The sequence below is a fragment of the Bacillus sp. DU-106 genome (assembly GCF_004799705.1).
Taxonomy (GTDB): domain Bacteria; phylum Bacillota; class Bacilli; order Bacillales; family Bacillaceae_G; genus Bacillus_A; species Bacillus_A cereus.
On record NZ_CP026607.1, the window covers coordinates 1886350 to 1903942 of the forward strand.

A 17593-nucleotide genomic window follows, 5' to 3' on the forward strand; every position below is an offset into this window, starting at 1 on the left:
AAATAGCCTCCTTGATTGAATTTTCTTACATTTTACCATTCTCTTTTTTGTTTCTCTAATAAAACGCTTATACGAAAAATTTTGTATATTCGTGTTACAATGACTAATATGAACTGAATTGGAGGATGGCATATGTACCAGGCTTATTATGAAAGCGAAGTAGGTTTGCTTGAAATTACAGCGAATCAAGAAGGAATTACGTCTGTTATATTTGTTGATGAACGAGAAGAAGAAAATAAAAATGAAATGATAGAACAATGTATAAATGAGTTAGATGAATATTTTAAAGGGAAAAGAAAAGAGTTTACGGTCCCGCTGTCTGCGGAGGGAACAGCATTTCAAAAAAATGTATGGGATGCACTTTATACTATTCCATACGGCGTAAGTGCTTCATATTTAGATATTGCAGAGAAAGTTGGAAATATAAAAGCTGTACGGGCAATAGGAGGGGCAAATAGTCGGAATCCAATTTCAATAATTGTTCCATGTCACCGTGTAATAGGAAAGAGTGGAAAGCTTGTTGGATATGCTGGTGGTTTATGGAGGAAAGAGTGGTTATTAAAACACGAAGGAATTTTGAAATGACGTATGGATGGGAAGAGGGATTGTTTTGAAATGTATAAATTGTGGGCAACCTTGCGAGGAGGAACAGTTAAATTGTGCAAGTTGTCAGCGAAACTTGGATAATGAACAAGAGGAAGGTAGCTCGTTAATAGATAAAGAACTGGAAGTATATGTAGGGAGACAATATCCGTATTACAAAAGGAAATGGGATCTTGAGAATAAGCGGATTGCTAGGTGGAGCTGGAATGGTTGGGCTGCTATTTTCAATATAGGCTGGCTAGGATATCGTAAGTATTATGTACCAGCTGCTTTATTTATGTTGTTATTAGTAGCGTGTGATGCATTTTCGTATTATATGGGATTTAATGTAGCGTTGCCAATCATTAATATGGTGCCTCTTACGTTTTTATTACTCATTTTTATTCTGTTTGGAATGGGGATTTTTGCAAATGGATTATACTATCAATTTGCGGAAAGACGTATATACCGAATAAAAGCAAGAGAAATAAAAGATAAATCAGTTGAAAACTATCTAATCAATGATAGCGGCGGAACGAGCAAAATGGGAGCGACAATTGTTACTATTTTAGCAGTTGCTAGCATATTTTTTAGCCATTTCTTTTTTCCGACTGATCGAGACGTTATTCAAAAGGTTCGTACAAGCTCGCTTTATGAATATCCTTTCTTTTCAATAGGTGAATCTTTCGAAAATTATTTTCAAAATTCAGGTTGGATATATTATCGTGGAACGGAAGGGTTAGAATTAGTAGAATTCCAAGGATATAACACCGGAATGCCAAGACAAAAGGTGAAGATTCAATTTGTTGTCGATTATAAATTAGGTGAAGTGGAACCATACTCACTTATGGTTAATGGTGAATCTAAAACTGAAGAAGAGTTTTTGAAGCTGATGGAAGAAATATTTAAAGTTCAAAATCCATTTGATATAGAGGATGGATTACAAGTAAATGCTATTCAAGAAAGCGGCTGGAAAGAAATTTCCGATCGCTTTTTTCTATGTTTGTTAAAATAAATATTTAAAATAATCAGAATCTTTTGTATAATGAAATATATTATATAGGATTTAACTTATACATATAGATTGGGGGAAGGAAGAATGAAGAGCAAGACAACAACAATTGCTGCACTTGCGTTAACGACGAGTGTATTGGTTGCAGGATGTGGGAATGGTGAGAAGGCTTCGACAACGAAGAAAGAATCGAATAAGGGAATGGCCGATAAACAAGTTTTAAATTTGCTAGAAACAGCTGAAATTCCTTCAATGGATACATCTAAATCAACAGATTCTGTATCTTTCCGTGTATTTGTAAATGCAATGGAAGGTTTATATCGTCTAGATAAAGATAATAAACCAACACCAGGTATGGCAAAAGATGTGAAGATTAGTGAAGATAAAAAGACATATACATTTGAATTACGTGATGCGAAATGGTCAAATGGTGATCCAGTTCGAGCACAAGATTTTGTATATGCATGGCAACGTACATTAGATAAAGCATTAGCGGCAGAATATGCATTCATTTTATTTGATGTGAAAAATGCACAGAAAGTAAATAAAGGTGAATTACCAGCAGATCAATTGGGTGTTAAAGCGAAGGATGATAAAACGTTGGTAGTAGAATTAGAGCAACCAGCACCTTATTTTCTTGAGCTTACGTCGTTCCCTACATTTTTCCCATTAAATGAAAAATATGTGAAAGAGCAAGGAGATAAATACGGATTAGAAGCAGATAAATTAGTATATAATGGACCATTTACAATGAGTCAATGGAAACATGAACAAAATTATCAGTTGAAGAAAAATCCTAATTATTGGGATAAAGATACTGTAAAATTAGACGAAATTAATGTAAGTATTGTGAAGGAAACAAGCACGGGAGTAAATTTATATGATAGTGATCAAGCAGATCGAGTTATTTTAACTTCTGAATTTGTTGATAAATATAAAAAGAATAAGCCAGATGAATTTAAAACGAAGTTAGATCCACGCATATATTTCTTACGTTTTAACCAAAAAAATGCAACATTTAAAAACCAAAAAGTACGTGAAGCGATTGATTTAGCATACGATAAAAAAGGAATTGCTGATGTCATTTTAAATGACGGTTCATTGCCAGCATATTTCTTAGTACCTGAAAAATTCACGACAGGTCCGGATGGAAAAGATTTCCGCTCTGTAAATAAAAACTTCCGTGATAGTAAAGATAATGCAGAGAAAGCAAAAAAATTATGGGAAGAAGCGAAGAAAGAGCTTGGTCAAGATACAATTACGGTTGAATTACTAAACGATGATAACGGTAGCCGTAAAAAAGTGGGCGACTTTATTAAGGAAGAACTAGAGAAAAACTTGCCTGGTATTAAAGTGAATTTGAAACAGCAACCATACAAGCAGAAGCTAGATTTAGAAAAGAAATTCCAATATGAATTCTCATTATCTGCATGGAGTCCTGATTATCCGGATCCAATGACTTATATTGATATGTTTGTTACTGGAAGCTCATTTAATGAAATGGATTATTCTAATCCGAAGTATGATGATTTAGTAGCGAAATCAAAAGGAGAGCTATTAAAAGATGATAAAGCACGCTGGAATGCACTTGCGGAAGCTGAAAAAATCTTAATTGGTCAAGACGCAGCAATTTCTCCTACGTACCAACAAAGTACAGCTTATTTAGAGAAGCCGTTTGTAAAAGGCATTGCTAACCATACGTTTGGCGGGGACTTCAGTTATAAATGGGCATATATTACAAAAAAATAGTATAATAAAAGATGAGTGAATTTTCGCTCATCTTTTATTTGTATAAGGAGGAATTATAGTTGTTAAGGGGAATCAATCATATTTGTTTTTCGGTATCTAATTTAGAAAACTCTATTATGTTTTATGAAAAAGTATTAGAAGGAGAATTATTAGTTAAAGGAAGGGAATTGGCTTATTTTAACATATGTGGAGTATGGATAGCGCTTAATGAAGAGACGCATATTCCGAGAAATGAGATTCATCAATCTTATACGCACATTGCATTTTCTGTTGAACAAGAAGACTTTAAATGTCTAATACAGCGATTAGAAGAAAATGATGTTCATATTTTACAAGGAAGAGAACGTGATGTAAGAGATTGCGAATCTATATACTTTGTTGATCCTGACGGTCATAAATTTGAATTTCACTCAGGGACACTGCAAGACCGTTTAAATTATTATAGAGATGAGAAACCTCATATGACATTTTATTAGGGAGGGATAGTATTTGCATGCACTTGTAATTGGTGGAACAGGAATGCTAAAGAAAGTTTCTATGTGGCTTTGTGAGAAAGGATTTTATGTTTCTATTATCGGGCGAGATGAAGTGAAATTAGAAAATGTTAAGCGAATGAGTTCTGCACTAGAAAATATTACATGCCTTTCGTTAGATTATCATAATGATGAAGATGTAAAGCTAGCTATTAAAAGTACAATTAAGAAAAATGGCCCAATCACATTAGTTGTTGCATGGGTACACACAAGTGCAAAGCATGTACTATCAAATATTTGTAAAGAACTAGATTTGTCGTCTAAAACATATAGTTTATTTCATATTTTAGGTAGTAAAGCATCACGTATGCCTGCACAAAAAATAGGGAGTACGCGATGTATTTATCATAGAATTATTTTAGGTTTTATTTTAGAAGATACATATGGAAGATGGCTTACTCATGAAGAGATAGCTGATGGAGTTATAAAAGGGATTGAAAGTAAACGAGCGGAGTGGATTGTAGGGAGAGTTGAACCGTGGGAATTACGACCAACATGGTGAGGGGGAGTAAGAAATGAAAACAACTATATATGTAACAAGGCATGGTGAAACAGAGTGGAATGTAGCGAAGCGAATGCAGGGACGGAAAAATTCTGCTTTAACTGAAAATGGTATAGTTCAGGCGAAACAATTAGGGAATCGAATGAAAGATTTACCAATCCATGCGATCTATAGTAGTCCGAGCGAAAGAACACTTCATACGGCAGAGTTAATAAAAGGGGAACGTGATATACCCATTATAGCGGATGAGCATTTCTATGAAATTAACATGGGTATATGGGAAGGACAAACAATCGCGGATATAGAAAAGCAATTTCCAGAAGAAGTACATCTGTTTTGGAATGAGCCACATCTTTTTCAGTCAACATCAGGCGAAAATTTTGAGGCCGTTTATGAAAGAGTAATTGAAGGGATGCAGCTTCTTTTAGAGAAGCATAAAGGACAAAACATATTGATTGTTTCTCATGCGGCAGCAGCAAAATTACTTATAGGGTATTTCGCGGGAATGGAAATAGAAAATGTGTGGGATGATCCATTTATGCATAGTGCCAGTTTGAGCATAATAGAATTTGAAGAGGGTATTGGTAAAGTGAAACAATTTGCAGATATAAGTCACTTTCAATAAATGTAAAAAAGGCCGCAAAACGGCCTTTTTTGGGTGGTATAAAAACTAGCAGTTACGTTTTTTATACCAGAAGTGATCGAATTTCTTATTTTTGCAAGATGGGAATTTATGTCCGCCTTTGCAATCATTCCATTTGTGTCCGCTATCGTGACAGTCTTTACCATGATCACATGAATCATCGCAAGAGTGACCGTGTCTGTTAGGGAAGAATTCGCATTTTTTACAGAAACTTCGTTTTGTCCAGAAAAATTTCTTTTCAAAGCGTATGCATTTTGTAATGAATGTACAATGTTTTCTGCGAGTACGTTTTGTAACTAATACGCATTCTTTTCTACGCGTTACTTTCGTAACGAACGTCCATTTTTGAACACGTACACGTGTACATTTCGTAACAAATGTCCATTTTTTTACGTGCGTACATTTTGTAACGAACGTACAATGTTTCACGCGAGTACATCTTGTTCTTGGACATTTACCCCCAGTTGTACATTTACATCCAGTTGTACAATGATGATGAGTGAATTTATCATCATCGCATTCAAAAGTACTTGGATCTTGGTGTAAGAAATCCTCCATCCCAGCACTTTTGATTTCTTCGACAGCTTTTCTAATATCACGTTTCATAGAAATCCTCCTTATCATGTATTAAAGTGAAAAGGTATTCTTTTTCCTTAACATGATATGTATGTAGGCATCTTTCTGAACAGGACAAGAGTGTAATTTTATATAAATAGATGATTGCGGATGTATGGACAAGAAAAGGCGCATACATTGAAGGAAGAGAACTGAGAAGGGATGAGAAAACATGCTGCCTTCATATGATTTTTTTGTTCATCCAATGTACTTAGTGGAATTGAAAAAGGACATTTGGTCAGATAGTCCAGTGCCAGCAAAATTAACTTATGGAAAAAAGAAGTATGATATTGATATCGTATACCGAGGAGCTCATATTCGCGAATTTGAGAAAAAGTCTTATCATGTTATGTTTTATAAGCCTAAAAAATTTCAAGGTGCGAAAGAGTTTCATTTGAATTCGGAGTTTATGGATCCGTCTCTCATACGAAATAAATTATCTTTAGATTTTTTTCATGATATTGGTGTACTTTCGCCAAAATCACAACATGTATTTATAAAAATTAATGGTCAAATTCAAGGTGTGTACTTACAGTTAGAATCGGTTGATGAAAATTTTTTGAAAAATAGAGGATTACCGAGTGGTTCTATTTATTATGCGATAGATGATGATGCGAATTTTTCATTAATGAGTGAACGAGATAAAGATGTTAAGACAGAGCTCTTTGCGGGTTATGAATTTAAATATTCGAATAAAAATAGTGAAGAACAACTGAGTGAATTTGTATTTCAAGCGAATACTTTGACGAGGGAAGCCTATGAAAAAGAAATTGGGAAGTTTCTACATGTAGATAAATATTTACGATGGTTAGCAGGAGTTATTTTTACGCAAAACTTTGATGGTTTCGTTCATAACTATGCACTATATCATAACGATGAAACAAATTTATTTGAAGTTATACCGTGGGATTATGATGCGACTTGGGGGCGAGATGTACAAGGGAGACCACTTAATCATGAATATATTCGCATTCAAGGGTATAATACGTTAAGTGCAAGATTGCTAGACATACCTGTATTTAGAAAGCAGTATCGAAGTATTTTGGAAGAAATATTAGAAAATCAATTCACAGTTTCGTTTATGAGGCCGAAAGTAGAAGGGTTGTGTGAATTGATTCGCCCATATTTACTACAAGATCCATACATGAAAGAAAAATTAGAAACATTTGATCAAGAGGCTGATATGATTTATGAATATATAAATAAAAGAAGAAAGTATATACAAGACCACTTACATGAATTGGATTAATTTTGAAAGAGATTGAAACGTTATCAATCTCTTTTTTTTGTATAATAAAGATGTATCAATAAAAATGAAGTAATATATTTGATAGAGAATGGGGATGCGGATATATGACGATTAAATGGATTGATTGGGTAAAACAAATACAATCTATAGCTCAAGCGGGTTTAACGTATTCTAAGGATGTGTATGATATTGAGCGTTTCCAGCAATTACGAGATATTTCTATTTCAATGATGTCACATTATACGAAAACAGATTGGGAAGTCGTAGAGAAATTATTTGCAAGTGAGACAGGCTATCAAACACCTAAAGTTGATATAAGAGCGGTTGTTTTTCAAAATGAAAAGTTATTATTTGTGAAAGAAAAAAGCGATGGGAAATGGGCATTGCCAGGTGGATGGGCTGATGTCGGTTATACGCCAACCGAAGTTGCAGCAAAAGAAGTTTTCGAAGAGACAGGTTATGAGGTAGATTATTTTAAGTTACTAGCTATATTTGATAAAGAAAAACATCAACCATCTCCATCGGCGACGCATGTATATAAGATTTTCATTGGATGCGAGATTATTGGTGGAGAAAAGAAAACTAGCATTGAAACAGAAGAGGTGGAGTTTTTTGGTGAAAATGAATTGCCTAATTTATCAATTGCTAGAAATACAGAAAACCAAATTAAAGAGATGTTTGCCTACATGAAAGACCCGCAGAAAGAGAAATTAATAGATTAATCCTGCTTGAATTGTACATATTGTTAAAATGAAGATATTGGCAGATTGCAGCCTTTATGTAATAATGGGATGGTATGTGAAGAAAAAAGGAGATAAAAAAGAACATGTTAGCAAACATAATAGATCAGTTATTGCAATTTTTTGCAAGCTTAGGTTACTTTGGAGTAGCTCTTGCTTTAATGATTGAAGTAATCCCGAGTGAAATTGTACTTTCGTATGCTGGCTTTTTAGTAGCGAATGGTAAAATTAGTTTTGTGGGTGCAGTTATCGCCGGAACGATTGGTGGTACTTTAGCGCAAATCTTTTTATACTGGCTTGGATACTACGGAGGGCGTCCGGTTGTAGAGAAATATGGGAAATATCTACTTATTAATAAACATCATTTAGACATAGCGGAAGGTTGGTTTAAGCGTTATGGAGCAGGCGTAATATTTTCTGCGCGCTTTATCCCAGTAGTACGTCATGCGATCTCTATCCCAGCAGGGCTAGCTAAGATGCCATTAAAACTATTTACACTTTATACGGTTGTAGCGATCATTCCATGGTCAATTCTATTTATATACTTAGGTGAAAAACTTGGTGGGAATTGGCGACAAATTAAAGAGTATGCATCTGATTACACACATTACATAATTATAGGAGCTGTTCTTTTTATTGCTCTATACTTTGGTTTAAAGTATTTCAAAAAGAAAAAAGCAGCGCGTTAATGAACTGCACCCCAATTGTTAGACACAGTCTAACAATTGGAGGTGCAGTTTTTTGTATGACAAAATTTACGAAGGATTTAAAGTTAACGCTCGTTCAAGGATTTAATCCGAAAATAATTTCTCAAGCAGAATATGCAAAACAGATGCATATTACAAAGGCACAATTTCAATACTGGTTACGCTTATACGAACTCCATGGAGAAGAAGGTTTACACGAGGTCTATACAAATTACACCGCAGAGTTTAAACTAGACGTACTAAATTTTATGGCTCAATCGGGTATATCGTTAATGGATACAGCGGCTATATTCATGGTTCCTTCTTTTACAACGGTTTATCAATGGAAGAAGCAATTTGAAGTAGGTGGCTTAGATGCCCTTGAACCAAAGAAAAAGGGGCGTCCATCCATGAAAAATAAAAACACAAAACATGATACTAAAAAGATTCCGGCAGAAGGTTCAGTTGAAGCGTTACAAGCTGAATTAGAACGCTTACGTATGGAAAATGCGTATTTAAAAAAGTTGAATGCCTTAGTTCAAAACAAGGAAAAATCACCAAACAAGACAAGGCACAAGTAGTCTATGAATTAAGGCATGAGTTTCAAGTGAAAGAATTAGTAAAGTTAGCGGATATCCCTCGAAGCACCTATTATTTTTATGTAAAACAAATGGATAGAATCGATCCAGATGCCGATTTAAAAGTAGAAATTAAAGCGATTTATGATGAACACGAAGGTCGTTATGGATATCGTCGTATTCGTAATGAGTTAGCCAATCGTAATCAAATAGTGAATCATAAAAAAGTGCAACGAATTATGAAAGAGTTAGGTTTAAAATGTCTTGTACGTATGAAAAAATATAAATCTTATAAAGGAACAGTTGGTAAAATTGCACCTCATATTTTAGAGCGTAAATTTACGGCAGATACGCCAAATGAAAAATGGGTAACCGATATTACAGAATTTAAATTATTCGGTGAGAAACTTTATTTATCACCTGTATTAGACTTGTATAATGGTGAAATCATTACCTATACAATTGGCTCTAGACCGACGTATTCACTTGTTTCAGAAATGTTAGAGACAGCATTAGAAGGTTTACCTGAAAATCACCAACTAATGATGCATTCAGATCAAGGGTGGCATTATCAAATGAAACAGTACCGTCACGCATTACAAAAAAGAGGTATCGTACAAAGTATGTCTCGTAAAGGCAACTGTTATGACAACGCAGTAATGGAGAATTTCTTTGGAATCATGAAGTCTGAGTTTCTCTACATAAAAGAGTTTGAAAGTGTAGAGCACTTCAAAATAGAATTAGAAAAATATATAGATTATTACAATACAAAACGGATAAAGGCAAAATTAAAAATGAGCCCGGTGCAATACCGGACTCATTTTTATCAAGCTGCCTAATGAAATAACCGTGTCTAACTTTTAGGGGTCACTTCAGTCAATGATTTTTCATTGGCTTTTTTTGTTTGTTTCGGTTCTAAAGAAAAGGAGTTGTCCATAATGTGTAATAATAAAGCGTAGCGGAGGAATGTGATGAAAGGGTCACCGTTTATACGTGGAACGATATTTTTAACGATGGCAACGATGATATCAAAAATGTTAGGGTTTATATATGTTATACCATTTACAGCGATGGTCGGTACGAGTGGTTACGTTCTATACACATATGCATATCGTCCTTATACCATCATGCTCAGTATAGCAACAATGGGATTACCACTTGCAGTTTCAAAGATGGTATCAAAATATGATCAACTGAATGATTATCATACGGTTAAGAGAGTGGTGAAAAGTGGAATCGTGTTTATGTTTATAATGGGAGTCATTTCGTGTTTTACGTTATATATGCTAGCTCCGCATTTAGCTAAGCTTGTCATCGATGGGAATGATCAAACGGGGAATAGTGTAGGAGCGGTTACTACTAATATTCGAATTGTAAGTTTTGCGTTAATACTTGTGCCAGTAATGAGTTTATTAAGGGGCTTCTTTCAAGGATTCCAATCGATGGGGCCTTCTGCATTAAGTGTAGTTGTAGAGCAATTTTTTCGGGTTTTAACCATTTTAATAGGAAGCTTTGTCGTTTTATATGTTTTAAAAGCTTCTGTTTCGCTAGCGGTTGGTATTTCAACGTTCGGTGCATTTATGGGAGCTGTAGGTGGATTAACTGTTTTAAGTGCGTATTATATAAGAAGGAGAAGGCACTTAAAGAAAAAAGAGATGGAAAGTATACCACAAACAACGAAATCTTTTTTCTCATTGTATAAGGAGCTCTTTACATATTCTATTCCTTTTGTTGTGGTGGGCTTAGCAATTCCGTTGTATCAGACGATTGATACATTTACAATTAATAAACTACTTATACAAATAGGGTATATGCAAGGAGAAGCGGAAAAAATTAATGCGATAATTGGTCTTGTTCAAATGGTTGTGCTTATCCCGGTATCCGTTGCGACAGCTTTTAGTATGTCTCTCGTACCAGAGATGACGAAAGCTTACACAGCAGGAAATACGAAGCTATTGTACAAACATTTTACGAGAACAAATGTATTAGTAGTAGCAATTACGGTACCGGCGGCAATTGGAATGATGGTGTTAGCCAAACCTGTATATACTCTTTTATTCGGTGCTGGAAATGATCCAGAGATGGGGAGAATCATTTTACAGTATTATGCTCCTGCTTGCATACTATTTTCTCTTTTTACAGTAACGGCTGCTATGCTACAAGGAATCAATCAACAGCAGAAGACGGTGCTAGGACTAGTGATTGGAATTATTGTAAAGATAGTTTTAAATATTGTATTGCTTCCGTATTTCGATTATGTAAGTTTTATCATTTCAACATACGCGGGCTATACGATTTCAGTCGGGTTTAACTTGTGGATGCTTTCTAAATATGTTATAAAGGCAACATAAGCTTTTAAGGCAGAGAGCACTCTGTCTTTTTCTATGTTTAGCCCGCTTTAACGGGCAGTGAGACCCTCACCTCAAAATTCAGCGAAAAAAAGAAGTTTGGTTGGGGGCGGATAACCCGTAAAAGCCCGATTTGTAAGGGCTAATAATTGGTGAGGATGAAGCCCCCCACTGATTAAAGTTTCACTTTATAATATTTTTCTTATAAAAACGTTTTCAAAATAATTTTTCTATTGAAATTTAAACGTATGTTTCATATGCTGAGAATGGCGGTTTAAAAACTGTGATTTAAGAGAGGTAGATTCCTACATGTAAAAAGAATCGGGGTGATAGTATGTTAAATATATATTTAACAGACCGAAACGGAAAACTACAAGAGATTGAGGAAATGCAAAAGGGGTGCTGGATTAATGTACTTCATCCAACAGAAGAAGAAATTCAATATCTAGTACAAACTTTAAATGTAGACTTAGATTTCATTAAAGACCCTTTGGATGATGAAGAACGCTCTCGTATTGAAAAGGAAGACAATAATACTTTAATTATCGTGGATATTCCGACAGTTAGACATGACGAAGAAGGAAATTCGATTTATGACACGATTCCAATAGGTATGATTGTGATGCCGGATTGTTTTGTTACAATCTGCTTAGAAGAGAATCCAATTTTTGAACGTTTTATTAATCAACGTATTAAAGAATTTTATACGTTTAAGAAGACGCGCTTTGCACTTCAGCTCTTATATACGATTTCTACTTATTATTTAAGATACTTAAAGCAAATAAATCGAAAAACAATTGATTTAGAGCATCAATTAAATCAGTCAATGAAAAATAAAGAGATTTTCACATTGTTAGGCCTTGAGAAAAGTTTAGTATACTTTACAACGTCATTAAAGGCTAATAAAATTGTAATTCAAAAGTTAATGCGTAATAGTACATTTTTAAAAATGTATGAAGACGATCAAGATTTATTAGAAGATGTATTAATTGAAAATAAACAGGCTATTGAAATGGCGGAAATATATAGTCACATTTTAAGTGGAATGATGAATACTTTTAGCTCCGTTATATCAAATAATTTAAATAGTGTTATGAAACTGTTAACGTCAATTACGATCATTTTATCTTTACCGACGATGGTTTCTAGTTTCTTTGGAATGAACGTAAAGGTTCCGTTTGAAGGGGAAGCCCACGGTTTTGTAATTGTACTCATCATATGTGTAACACTATCTTTCACGTTAGCTTTTGTTTTTTGGAAGAAACGTTACTTTTAACGATAAGAAAGCTGCTCTAGCATAGTTATATAACTACGCTAGAGCAGCTTTTTTGCTATGAAATCTCAAATTTTGAATAGAATATAACTTGTACAATGTAATGTATATAAAGGGTATGTATGCCATATAAACCTTGTTCAATTAATGAAATGGGGTTAAAATTACATATTGTTAATGAAAAGTTGGAGGAAATACATCATGGAATTGTTTCAATTACCGAAAGCATTCCTGCAAATGAATACAATTTTTATCTCCATATTGATCGAAGCACTTCCTTTCGTGCTCATTGGTGTATTTATTTCAGGATTCATTCAAATGTTCGTGACAGAAGATATGGTGGCAAAATGGATGCCGAAGAACCGATTTCTGTCTGTTTTATTAGCTACTTTTTTAGGTATGTTGTTTCCAGGTTGTGAATGTGGAATTGTTCCGATTGTAAGACGATTAATTGGAAAAGGCGTTCCACCATACGCAGGGATTGCATTTATGTTAACTGGACCTATTATTAATCCAGTTGTATTATTTGCTACTTATGTCGCCTTTGGGAGTAGTATGCACATGGTATGGTATCGTTCTATTGTAGCGATTATCGTAGCCATTATCGTTGGAATTATATTATCCTTTATGTTTAAAGAACATCAATTAAGAGATGATCACTTCCCAGAAGTGAATAATAAGCGTCCACTGCGTAAAAAAATGTGGGATGTATGTACACACGCTGTTGAGGAATTCTTCTCAATGGGAAAATATTTAGTACTAGGTGCATTAATTGCAGCAGCGGTACAAACGTTTGTACAAACTTCAACACTTCTTGCTATTGGACAAGGTCCGTTTTCTTCATCAGCTGTTATGATGGGACTTGCTTATATATTATCACTTTGTTCAGAGGCAGATGCATTTATCGCTTCTTCGTTCCAAAGTACGTTTTCAACAGCTTCACTTGTCGCGTTCCTCGTTTACGGACCGATGGTGGATATTAAAAATATGTTTATGATGCTTGCGACATTTAAAACTAAATTTGTAATTGTTGTTATAGTTACAGTTACTCTTGTTGTTTATGCAAGCTCACTACTCATTTATGCGATGGGGTGGTAGGTTATGTTTCGAGCATATATATTATTAGGTTTTACAATATTAATTGCGCAGCTTCATATTTCCGGTAACATTACGAAGTATATCAATATGAAGTATGCCTATTTATCAACAACAGCAGCAATTATTTTAGGTTTCTTAACGATTATACAAATTATCGTCGTTTTCCAAAAAGAGCACCAAAAGGAAAAAGAGAAAAATGATTGCAGTTGTGACCATAGCCATTGCGGGCATGATCATTCAAAAGATGAGAATACATGGTGGAAAAAAGCATTTTCGTACTCCTTGTTTTGTTTTCCAATTATCTCAGGGTTATTTTTCCCAATTGCGACGTTAGATTCGGATATTGTTAAAGCGAAAGGATTTCACTTTCCTGTTGCACAAGCAGAAAGTAAGGATCCATTTATGACAAGACAATTTCTAAGACCTGATACGAGCATTTATTACGGGAAAGAAGGATACCGTGGTGTAATGGAAAAAGGGAAGAAAGAGTTTGTTACGAAAGACAATATTAATTTGAAAGATGAAGACTTCCTAAAGGGTATGGAAACAATTTATAATTATCCTGGCGAGTTTACTGGGAAAAAATTATCTTTTAAAGGGTTTGTTTTTAGGGATGATTCTTCTAAAAAAGAACAATACTTCTTATTCCGTTTCGGTATTATACATTGCGTAGCAGATTCTGGTGTGTATGGTATGTTAGTGAAAAAGCCAGAAGGCGTAGAGTGGAATAATGATGACTGGATTCAAGTAGAAGGAGAGATAACTACTGAGTTTTATCAGCCGTTTCATGCAAATATTCCTGTATTAGAAGTAACAAAATGGAATAAAGTTGAACAGCCGAAAGAACAATATGTATTTAGAGGAGCCGATTGATAAAATCGGTTCTTTTTTGTGGACTAAAAGTTCTGAATGTTGTTAATATTAAACGTGTAGTTCATGTAGTATAGTGATTATTGAAATATTAGGGATAAATCATTAAAGAGGTGATAACAATGACAGAAGTAAAGGGGAAAACAGCCAATGAGTCAAGGGTGTTCAAAACGAGCCGAGTATTCCCAACAGATTTAAATGATCATAACACGCTATTTGGTGGGAAGATATTAGCGGAGATGGATATGGTTGCTTCTATTTCAGCATCCAGACATTCGAGAAAGGAATGTGTCACAGCATCTATGGACTGGGTCGATTTCTTACATCCTGTTCGTTCTTCAGATTGTGTTAGTTATGAATCTTTCGTAATTTGGACGGGAAGAACTTCGATGGAAGTGTTTGTGAAGGTAGTGGCTGAAGATTTAATTTCAGGTGAGAAGCGTATAGCGGCAACGTCATTCGTTACTTTTGTGGCACTTAGTAAGGAAAATAATCCAGTTCCTGTACCGCGTGTTATCCCTGAAACAGAAGAAGAGAAAGAATTACATCGTATTGCTGTGTTACGTGCAGAACAGCGTCATATACGTAAGGCAGAGAGTAAGAAAGTAGCCACATTGTTAACCTTTTGAGATGAATATTTAGCCATTTAAGTTACTATAGTAGACGGAAATGGTTTTAAAATGAAAAGCGGACACCTAAAAATAGGTGTCCGCTTTTATAGTTTTTTCATCCACATATCATATGACAGTAGCTACTTAGCAGAAGCAAGCAGCACCGACGATGATTAAGAGGATAAATAATACGACTAATAGCGCAAATCCATTACCATGTGCGAAGCCCATTGTTATTTCCTCCTTTTATTTTAAGATACAACATACAATATGCAAATGAGCTATTGTTTGATATGGACATATATCATGCAATGACATATTTTCTTGAATGATAATGTAATAAAAAAGGGAAGATATAGAAATAACAGTAAGTGGAGAAAGGAATTTATCCATGAAGCACTTTTTCGCTATAATCCTTTGTTTAATAGGTGTATTCATTTGGATGAACATCGATGTGGAAATGGGGAAGGAAATGGCTAGTGAATATGAATTAGGACAAGTTCGATTAGGTGAATTTCAATTATATACGAACGGTGAAGAGTTATATAGAAAATTATTTGAGGATATAAACGATGCAGAAAAGTATATATATATCCATTTTTATATTGTAGGAAAAGATGAAATAAGCCAAGAGTTTTTACAGTTATTAGAGAAAAAAGCATCTAGCGGAGTAGAAGTGAAATTGTCAGTCGATCGGATAGGTGGATATAAGCTGAAGAAAAAGGTAATTAGCCGATTAAAGGAAAACGGTGTGAAGTTTACATTTAGTAAAAAACCGAAACTGAAAAATGTGTTTTATTCTTTGCATCAACGGAATCATAGACGTATTGTTACGATAGATGGAAAGGTATCATACGTCGGTGGTTTTAATATCGGAAAGGAGTACCTTGGACAAAATCCAAAGTTTGGGCCATGGCGTGATTATCACGTGCGCATCCATGGTGAGGGTGCAGCGGATATGGAAAGAAAGTTCGCCGAAGATTGGAAAGAAGATACGGGAGAAAAAATGCCTATACATGAAAGTATACCTACATTAGGGAATGTGAAATATCAATATTTATTTTCAAATGGAAAAGGCTTATGGGAAAAGTATGGGGCTCTTTTAAAAAAGGCTAAAAAGTCTTTAATTATCGCTACACCATATTTTGTACCAAGTAAAGAAATGGTGAAAGAGTTAAAAGCTGCATTAAATCGTGGTGTTAATGTGAAAATTCTCGTGCCATTTAAAAGTGATGCCATATTGTTAAAACAAGCTGCCTATCCATATTTGAAAGATATGTTACATGCTGGAGCGGAGATTTATCAATATCGAAATGGATTTTTTCATGGGAAAGTAACAATTATTGATGGAGAAATTGTTGATATTGGGACAGCGAATTTTGATAATAGAAGTTTTTATTTAAATTGTGAGTCTAACTGTATCATATATGATAAAACAGTTGTTGATGAAGTATGGAGTCGATTACAGGTAGACTTTCATAAATCAAAACGATTTTCTGAAGAAGATTTTGAGAAAATTAGTAGATGGGATTGGTTTTTAGCGAGAATAGCGAATGTTTTAGCATCATATTTATAGTATATGGACAAAAAAAAGAGAAGGGAGGCGCTTTAATGGACTGTATGAAAGAATTAATGAAATATAGTTATATGCTAATATACAAGGTTGGAGAGTATGCTGGAAAGGTCAGAGACGAAGAATTAAAAAATCTATTACAGCACCATTTACCATATATGTTACAAGCATATAATGAACAAGTAAATTTTCAAGAAGGAGAGAATGTGCAGCATATAACCTGTGAAACAATGGAGTTTGATTTGCATGAAATGGGAAAGGAAACAGTTAGTAAATATACAGGGGATATTCATATTGCAACCAGTTATATTGCGCATTTGAAACGATTAGCTTTAAAGTTTGCTCAAGTTGCAGTGGAAGTTGCTAACCCAGAGTTTCGCTCATTTTTGGAAAATTGTTTCCTGAAAATGAACCGTTACGCTTATAGTGTGTGGCAATATGTTATGAAGAAGGAATATAAGATTACACATCTATATGAAAATGAAAAGTTTGCATGAGAAACTAAGGCGAAATGGTATGCGCCTTAGTTTTTTTACGTCTATTGAGAGAAAAAACTAGTTTTATTGTGTATCGATTGGAAATGAAATATATAAATTAAAATTAGGTTTTGTTATCGGAAAATTTACAAAAATTTACCGTATATTTACTGTTTTTCAATCTCTCCTTTAAAAATAGAGAGTAATATGAGGTTGTACATATTCTATCACAAGGAGGAAACGCAAATGAACAAATGGGTTAAATCATTAACTGCTATGGCACTTGCAAGTTCTTTATTAATGGTAGGTTGTAGTAAAGGTGAGGACAAGAAGAAAGAAGACGACACAACAACACAACAAGAGGACAAAAAGGATAAAGAAACAAGCGGAACCGAGAAGTCTACTGATTCTAAAGAAAAGAAATAAAGTAATAATAAAGCTTCCTCTTATATATG

Annotated in this window: 20 protein-coding genes; 18 read left to right on the forward strand and 2 right to left on the reverse strand. The window is 34.4% G+C overall.

Annotated features, from left to right (window positions below; translation table 11 throughout):
• The first annotated feature begins 132 nt into the window (after positions 1–132).
• The 6 genes from C3Y97_RS09760 to C3Y97_RS09785 all read left to right on the forward strand — a co-directional run bounded on the left by C3Y97_RS09760 (position 133) and on the right by C3Y97_RS09785 (position 5003).
• The gene (locus C3Y97_RS09760; RefSeq protein ID WP_000283910.1) at positions 133–585 is read left to right on the forward strand and encodes a methylated-DNA--[protein]-cysteine S-methyltransferase; all 453 of its coding nucleotides are present in this window, start codon (positions 133–135) and stop codon (positions 583–585) included.
• A 7-nt stretch (positions 586–592) separates the two neighbouring features.
• The gene (locus C3Y97_RS09765; RefSeq protein ID WP_416346952.1) at positions 593–1597 is read left to right on the forward strand and encodes a DUF2628 domain-containing protein; all 1005 of its coding nucleotides are present in this window, start codon (positions 593–595) and stop codon (positions 1595–1597) included.
• 84 nt (positions 1598–1681) lie between these two features.
• Positions 1682–3343 (forward strand): peptide ABC transporter substrate-binding protein, encoded by a 1662-nt coding sequence (locus C3Y97_RS09770; protein ID WP_000837854.1) that lies wholly within the window; start codon positions 1682–1684, stop codon positions 3341–3343.
• Between the two features lie 59 nt (positions 3344–3402).
• The gene (fosB, locus tag C3Y97_RS09775) at positions 3403–3819 is read left to right on the forward strand and encodes a FosBx1 family fosfomycin resistance bacillithiol transferase (RefSeq protein WP_048519024.1); all 417 of its coding nucleotides are present in this window, start codon (positions 3403–3405) and stop codon (positions 3817–3819) included.
• Between the two features lie 13 nt (positions 3820–3832).
• Positions 3833–4378 (forward strand): short-chain dehydrogenase, encoded by a 546-nt coding sequence (locus C3Y97_RS09780; protein WP_000543112.1) that lies wholly within the window; start codon positions 3833–3835, stop codon positions 4376–4378.
• Between the two features lie 13 nt (positions 4379–4391).
• Complete coding sequence (locus C3Y97_RS09785) at positions 4392–5003, forward strand: phosphoserine phosphatase 1 (protein WP_000858826.1); 612 nt, start codon at positions 4392–4394, stop codon at positions 5001–5003.
• 45 nt (positions 5004–5048) lie between these two features.
• Here the strand turns inward: C3Y97_RS09785 and exsB are convergent, their stop codons facing one another.
• The gene (exsB, locus tag C3Y97_RS09790) at positions 5049–5627 is read right to left on the reverse strand and encodes an exosporium protein ExsB (RefSeq protein ID WP_000817498.1); all 579 of its coding nucleotides are present in this window, start codon (positions 5625–5627) and stop codon (positions 5049–5051) included.
• A gap of 181 nt (positions 5628–5808) precedes the next feature.
• Between exsB and cotH the strand changes: the two genes are divergently transcribed.
• From cotH to C3Y97_RS09840, 9 genes are all read left to right on the forward strand, one after another.
• Positions 5809–6885 (forward strand): spore coat protein CotH, encoded by a 1077-nt coding sequence (gene cotH / locus C3Y97_RS09795; protein ID WP_000938001.1) that lies wholly within the window; start codon positions 5809–5811, stop codon positions 6883–6885.
• Positions 6886–6989: 104 nt separating this feature from the next.
• Positions 6990–7607 (forward strand): NUDIX hydrolase N-terminal domain-containing protein, encoded by a 618-nt coding sequence (locus C3Y97_RS09800; protein WP_000153586.1) that lies wholly within the window; start codon positions 6990–6992, stop codon positions 7605–7607.
• Positions 7608–7711: 104 nt separating this feature from the next.
• A complete protein-coding gene (gene uptA / locus C3Y97_RS09805; protein WP_000880691.1) occupies positions 7712–8314 on the forward strand; it encodes an undecaprenyl phosphate transporter UptA in 603 nt (200 codons plus the stop codon).
• Between the two features lie 56 nt (positions 8315–8370).
• Positions 8371–9728, forward strand: a protein-coding gene (locus C3Y97_RS09810) for an IS3-like element ISBce18 family transposase (RefSeq protein ID WP_127063940.1) whose coding sequence is annotated in 2 segments (ribosomal slippage) — positions 8371–8827 and positions 8827–9728 — 1359 coding nt in all. Because the reading frame shifts where the segments join, the coding sequence is not laid out codon by codon here.
• A gap of 132 nt (positions 9729–9860) precedes the next feature.
• A complete protein-coding gene (locus C3Y97_RS09820; protein ID WP_086402045.1) occupies positions 9861–11240 on the forward strand; it encodes a putative polysaccharide biosynthesis protein in 1380 nt (459 codons plus the stop codon).
• 331 nt (positions 11241–11571) lie between these two features.
• Positions 11572–12513 (forward strand): magnesium transporter CorA family protein, encoded by a 942-nt coding sequence (locus C3Y97_RS09825; RefSeq protein ID WP_000932389.1) that lies wholly within the window; start codon positions 11572–11574, stop codon positions 12511–12513.
• Between the two features lie 198 nt (positions 12514–12711).
• Positions 12712–13608 carry a permease gene (locus C3Y97_RS09830; protein ID WP_000418716.1) on the forward strand — a complete coding sequence of 299 codons (897 nt, stop codon included), beginning with the start codon at positions 12712–12714 and terminating at the stop codon, positions 13606–13608.
• 3 nt (positions 13609–13611) lie between these two features.
• Positions 13612–14481: a TIGR03943 family putative permease subunit gene (locus C3Y97_RS09835; RefSeq protein WP_000488043.1), complete on the forward strand. Its 870-nt coding sequence runs from the start codon at positions 13612–13614 to the stop codon at positions 14479–14481.
• A 119-nt stretch (positions 14482–14600) separates the two neighbouring features.
• Positions 14601–15107 (forward strand): acyl-CoA thioesterase, encoded by a 507-nt coding sequence (locus C3Y97_RS09840; protein ID WP_000141164.1) that lies wholly within the window; start codon positions 14601–14603, stop codon positions 15105–15107.
• 126 nt (positions 15108–15233) lie between these two features.
• Here the strand turns inward: C3Y97_RS09840 and C3Y97_RS09845 are convergent, their stop codons facing one another.
• Positions 15234–15320: a YjcZ family sporulation protein gene (locus tag C3Y97_RS09845; RefSeq protein ID WP_000505094.1), complete on the reverse strand. Its 87-nt coding sequence runs from the start codon at positions 15318–15320 to the stop codon at positions 15234–15236.
• Positions 15321–15480: 160 nt separating this feature from the next.
• On the opposite strand from C3Y97_RS09845, the gene cls reads away from it, so the two are divergent.
• From cls to C3Y97_RS09860, 3 genes are all read left to right on the forward strand, one after another.
• Entirely contained in the window at positions 15481–16665 is a 1185-nt protein-coding gene (cls, locus tag C3Y97_RS09850; RefSeq protein WP_002023919.1) for a cardiolipin synthase, read from the forward strand.
• A 35-nt stretch (positions 16666–16700) separates the two neighbouring features.
• Positions 16701–17159, forward strand: coding sequence for a spore coat protein (locus tag C3Y97_RS09855; RefSeq protein WP_000340527.1), 459 nt, complete (start codon positions 16701–16703; stop codon positions 17157–17159).
• Between the two features lie 225 nt (positions 17160–17384).
• A complete protein-coding gene (locus C3Y97_RS09860; RefSeq protein ID WP_001045960.1) occupies positions 17385–17564 on the forward strand; it encodes a hypothetical protein in 180 nt (59 codons plus the stop codon).
• The last annotated feature ends 29 nt before the right edge of the window (positions 17565–17593 follow it).